This is a genomic window from Prevotella sp. S7 MS 2, from assembly GCF_000762865.1.
Classification (GTDB): domain Bacteria; phylum Bacteroidota; class Bacteroidia; order Bacteroidales; family Bacteroidaceae; genus Prevotella.
On record NZ_JRPT01000099.1, the window covers coordinates 1 to 4,929 of the forward strand.

The following is a 4,929-nucleotide window of genomic DNA, read 5'->3' on the forward strand; positions in this document are numbered from 1 at the left end:
GACATTTTACCTTCTTAACAAGGCTTTCAGAGCCTCTACAAGCTCCACTTTCATTTTACTGCCAAAGCCTTGCAAACTCGTTGTTCGGTCTATGCAGCATTACTGAAAAGGCCGAACAGCATTATTGTCCAGCCCCTGCAAGAAGTTGAGTTGATAAGTCTTTGAGTTTATAACCAATCAACTCATCCGACAAACAAAATATCTTTTGTCCGAAGCACAATCCTATTCACACCTGAATACCTTTAGACTCTCAGATAATAAGAATATAAAAGACAGATCTGAAAGACTTCCTTATATTCATACACGATAAATATAGAGTACGCTCAGACCTGCCTTTTATCTATTATACAAAAAAATATCGACGTAACAGCGACCAATAAGTCGCGATAACTATCGCCTTAAATCTAACAAAATTTGCACAATGCGCTCGGCACTACGGCCATCCCAGCGTTCAGGGATACCGGCTTTCTTCCACTGTCCATTCACCATCCCACTGACAGAGTTGCCTAATAACTCGGCATCTTCGCCCACCAACACATTCGTACCCACCTTGACAGTCTCGATATGTTCGGTATAACTATTGAGCGTGATACATGGTATTTGGCGGAAAGTAGCCTCTTCGGCCACGTTACCGGAATCGGTAATCACCCCTTTGGCGTGCTCCATGAGGTATCCGAACTCCAAATATGTCAACGGATTGATAATCTTAAACCCTTCAGCGTCGGCCGGCAAACAAGCCTCGACTACTTCGGCTGCAGCTCCACGTAACGGTGCAATAATGGGTAATGACTGTGCAGACTCTATTAAACGGGCCAACATAATTTTCAAATTGTCCTCATTAGCCATCAAAGCCTTGCGATTGAGCGTGAACATCAAGTATTCCCCATCTTTCAAATCATCTGAAACAGCAGGACGTTGCTCCTTTCCGTGGTTCAAACGTAGCGTATCCATCAAGATATTCCCAACCATATAAACTTGCGCATTGTCCGTACCGCCACGCGTAGCCATACTGCTACTACCTATCCCGGCAGTGAAAAGAAGATCGCTCAAGCCATCAATGACAAGCCGATTGATTTCTTTCGGCATATTGATATCAAACGAGCGAGTGCCCGCAACCAAATGAGCCAGACACACACCACGCTTCTTGGTGACAATAGCTGCTGCCATCGTGGAGGCCAAATCGTCTACAACGATGACAACATCTGTTGGAGTAGCATCCAAATACTTCTCGAATGCCGACATCACCTGACCGGTAAGTTCGTTCAGATTCTCACAGTCTACACCCAAATACATATCGGGACGTGCTATCTCTAAGTCATCAAACAGCGACGGCTCAAGCGTAGGGTCATCCTCGCTACCAGTATAAATTAATTTGAAATCAATATCCTTACCTTCTTTCGCTGCCCGCTGAATGGCATGGACAATAGGGGCTACCTTCATAAAATTGGGACGTGCACCGGCTACAATACAAATATTCATATCATAAAGTTGTTAAAACGATTCTTATATCATATTTATTCTTGATTGGCAAAGGTAACGATTTAATAGGGAATACAGCAGGAACAAAGGGAGAAGATTCACAGCCATATGTAAATAACCCTACCAACCATGCCCCAATATACACATTATTGAGTAACTTTGTAGACAATCATCGAAAACTAAGAATATAGAGACATGAAGAAAGCACTTATCAACATCGACTACACCAACGACTTTGTGGCTACCGACGGAAAACTCACTTGTGGCGAACCGGGACAGCAGATAGAAGCTGCCATCGTAGATATTACCAAGCAGTTTCACGATGAAGGCGAATTCGTTGTATTCGCTATCGACTTACACAAAACCAATGATGAGTTCCATCCGGAGAGCAAACTCTTCCCGCCCCATAACCTTGAAGGCACTGAGGGACGACAACTCTATGGGCAACTGGGCGACTATTACAAAACCATCAAGGCTGATAAAAACGTCTACTATCTCGACAAAACACGTTATTCGGCCTTTGCTCACACCGATTTAGCCCTACAACTGCGTGTGCGTGGCATTGAAGAGGTGCATCTAGTAGGTGTCTGTACCGACATCTGCGTGCTTCATACGGCTATGGATGCTTACAACCTTGGCTTTAAAATTGTTGTACATCAGGCTGCCGTAGCTAGTTTCAATCCACAAGGACATGCTTGGGCGCTCGGTCATTTCGAACACTCGCTCGGTGCAGAAGTGATTTAACGATACGTATATACACTAAAAAGCCGGAGCCAATATCCATTGTCTTCACCTGTAGAAGATGATAGACGGATATTGATTCCGGCTTTTGTTATGATTTAATGATAGCTTAGACTTATTCGCCTTTGAATAGTTCTTTGATGCCTCCTATGCTTCCCATCACGTTGGTTGCTTCATAAGGCAGGTATACAGTCTTTGCCTTATCGCCCGAAGCCAGTTCTTGCATCATGGCAATATACTTCTGAGCGAGCAGATAGTTGGCCGGATTGGTGCTCTTGCCCACGGCTTCCGTAATCTTCTCAATAGCCACCGCTTCGGCCTCAGCCTTACGGATTCGAGCCTGTGCTTCACCTTCGGCGCGAAGGATAGCCTGCTGTTTGTCGGCCTCAGCTCGGTTGATGGTAGCTGCTTTCTCACCCTCAGACTGCAATATCTGCGACTGCTTATCACCCTCGCTTGTAAGAATCATGGCACGCTTATTACGCTCTGCCTGCATCTGTTTCTCCATGGCTTGAAGTACACTTTCGGGCGGAATGATGTCTTGAAGTTCCACACGGTTCACCTTGATACCCCACTTATTGGTGGCATCATCGAGCACTGCACGCAACTTGGTGTTGATGGTGTCGCGACTGGTAAGCGTTTGGTCGAGTTCCAACTCACCAATGATGTTACGCAAAGTGGTCTGCGTAAGCTTCTCAATGGCATTGGGCAGATTGTTGATTTCATACACAGCCTTGAATGGATCAACGATTTGGAAATACAACAGAGCATTGATTTGCATCTGAATATTATCCTTGGTAATCACATTCTGCTTGGCAAAATCGTACACTTGCTCACGTAAATCAATGGTATTCGAATATCGATACATGCCACGCGTCATTGTTACGATAGTCTTCGATTGGTCTATGATTGGAATAATCACGTTGATTCCGGGTTTAAGCGTAGCATAGTAGCGTCCCAGACGTTCTATTATCATCGTCTCGCTCTGCGAAACTATGACCACAGCCATCTTGACAAAGATAAGCGCCAAGACGACAATAGCAATCAATACGATAGAGGTTAATGTCATAATTTGATAGATATTTAGTTTAAAATAAAAATTAGTCTACAGGTTCCACGGTTAGGATGATGCTGTCAAGCGACACCACTTTCACCCTACTTCCGACAGCAATGTCTTCAGATACAGTCGGTGCCACGGCTTTCCAATCATCACCATCAATCTTCACACGACCGGAAGCGTTGGCCACAATAGTTTCACTCACACGCCCCGCACGTCCTATCAAAGCATCAGCATTACTCAATCGCTCGTCGCCACCTGCATGAATATAAGCTACCAAACGAGGTCTGATGAGCCAAATACTCATAACCGAAGCAACAGCCCAAATAGAAACTTGTGCCCAGAAAGGCACATCAAACAGGCTGACACCGCATGCTACGAATGCTCCTATGGCAAAGCAAGTGACGAAGAAGTCGCCCGAAGTAAGTTCAAGGATTAAACATACGAAGACAATAATTGTCCAAAAGAGCCAATAATGTTGTGTAAAGTATTCTATCATAGCTTATTTTGTGAATATAGGTTCGCGCCTGTAAAGATAAAGAAAAGATTTTTGACTACAAAAAAAATGGAGCTATAATCTCATGACTATAACTCCATTTATATATTTAATAGCTCCTGCTACAACATTCTAACGTCTCTTACTCTTGACGGCTGTCTTTCTTGAAGAAGTCTTTTTCGAAGATTTTGAGGTTGTAGAAGATCCGGATGTTGTTGCCTTGGCAGCTGCTCCCGATGCTTGATAATACTTCAAAGCTTCAGGCATCTGCTGCTGTAAAGCTGCGATACGTTTGGCATCAGAGGGGTGATCGCTAAACATGTCGTTGTTATTACCATTACCTTGTGCCATGCGTTTCCAAAAAGGAATAGCTACTTCGGGATTATATCCAGCCATGGCAGCAAATATCAAGCCCATATGATCAGCCTCAGTCTCGTTGTCGCGAGAATACTTCAAGTTACGGAACGAGAAATATTGGCCGGCAACAGCAGAAGCAATACCCGACACATCGCCCAATCCGATAGCCGATAGTACGCTACCACCAATCTGTGTACCATACTGCTGACGCATCTTCTTAGACATTTGTTCGGCACTATGTTTGGCTACGGCGTGAGCTATCTCATGCCCTAGAACAATAGCCAAACCTGCTTCGGTTTGTGTGTACGGGAGGAGTCCCTCGTAAACCACAATCTTACCACCGGGCATACAGAATGCATTGGCCACTTTATCTTGTACCAAATTAAACTCCCAAGCGAAATTCTGAACTTCTGAAGCCATACCATTGTTACGCAAATAAGTCTCTACGGCATTGGCCAAACGTTGTCCTACTCGCTTCACCATGGCAACATTGACAGCATCGGTAGACGTCTTAGCCGTTTTCATAAACTTGGTATACTCCTGTTTACTCAAACTTAAAACCTCGGCATCCGATACCATTAAGGAATGTTTACGCCCGGTAATTGGCACTGTTGATGTAGTTCCACAAGAAGCCATCAACATAGATGCCACTAAAGAGAGCAATAATAACTTGCAACTTTTCATCTTCTCTAATTTTTGAAATATCTATAAATACATGGCAAAGGTAAATAATTTCGCAATGATGAGGTCGTGAAGATGGTGGAAAATGCAGTTTTTTAACATTCACTTGAATATACTG

General features: G+C 44.0%; 5 protein-coding genes. 1 reads left to right on the plus strand and 4 read right to left on the minus strand.

The features are described 5' to 3' along the window. Positions 1-390: 390 nt before the first annotated feature. A complete protein-coding gene (locus HMPREF0671_RS11460; protein ID WP_036900865.1) occupies positions 391-1,479 on the minus strand; it encodes a UDP-N-acetyl glucosamine 2-epimerase in 1,089 nt (362 codons plus the stop codon). Between the two features lie 195 nt (positions 1,480-1,674). Between HMPREF0671_RS11460 and HMPREF0671_RS11465 the strand changes: the two genes are divergently transcribed. Continuing rightward, positions 1,675-2,223, plus strand: coding sequence for a cysteine hydrolase family protein (locus HMPREF0671_RS11465; RefSeq protein ID WP_036900868.1), 549 nt, complete (start codon positions 1,675-1,677; stop codon positions 2,221-2,223). A 112-nt stretch (positions 2,224-2,335) separates the two neighbouring features. Here the strand turns inward: HMPREF0671_RS11465 and HMPREF0671_RS11470 are convergent, their stop codons facing one another. The 3 genes from HMPREF0671_RS11470 to HMPREF0671_RS11480 form a co-directional block, all read right to left on the minus strand. Further along, entirely contained in the window at positions 2,336-3,289 is a 954-nt protein-coding gene (locus tag HMPREF0671_RS11470; RefSeq protein WP_036900871.1) for an SPFH domain-containing protein, read from the minus strand. 31 nt (positions 3,290-3,320) lie between these two features. Continuing rightward, on the minus strand, positions 3,321-3,776 hold the full coding sequence (locus tag HMPREF0671_RS11475) for an NfeD family protein (protein ID WP_036900874.1): 456 nt from the start codon (positions 3,774-3,776) through the stop codon (positions 3,321-3,323). A 129-nt stretch (positions 3,777-3,905) separates the two neighbouring features. Next, on the minus strand, positions 3,906-4,814 hold the full coding sequence (locus HMPREF0671_RS11480; RefSeq protein WP_036900877.1) for a M48 family metallopeptidase: 909 nt from the start codon (positions 4,812-4,814) through the stop codon (positions 3,906-3,908). Between the last annotated feature and the right edge of the window lie 115 nt (positions 4,815-4,929).

Excerpts from the sequence above, each read along its gene's own strand:
- HMPREF0671_RS11470 (WP_036900871.1), bottom strand. The coding sequence starts at position 3,289 with ATGACATTAACCTCTATCGTATTGATTGCTATTGTCGTCTTGGCGCTT.
- HMPREF0671_RS11465 (WP_036900868.1), top strand. The coding sequence starts at position 1,675 with ATGAAGAAAGCACTTATCAACATCGACTACACCAACGACTTTGTGGCT.
- HMPREF0671_RS11475 (WP_036900874.1), bottom strand. The coding sequence starts at position 3,776 with ATGATAGAATACTTTACACAACATTATTGGCTCTTTTGGACAATTATT.
- HMPREF0671_RS11460 (WP_036900865.1), bottom strand. The coding sequence starts at position 1,479 with ATGAATATTTGTATTGTAGCCGGTGCACGTCCCAATTTTATGAAGGTA.
- HMPREF0671_RS11480 (WP_036900877.1), bottom strand. The coding sequence starts at position 4,814 with ATGAAAAGTTGCAAGTTATTATTGCTCTCTTTAGTGGCATCTATGTTG.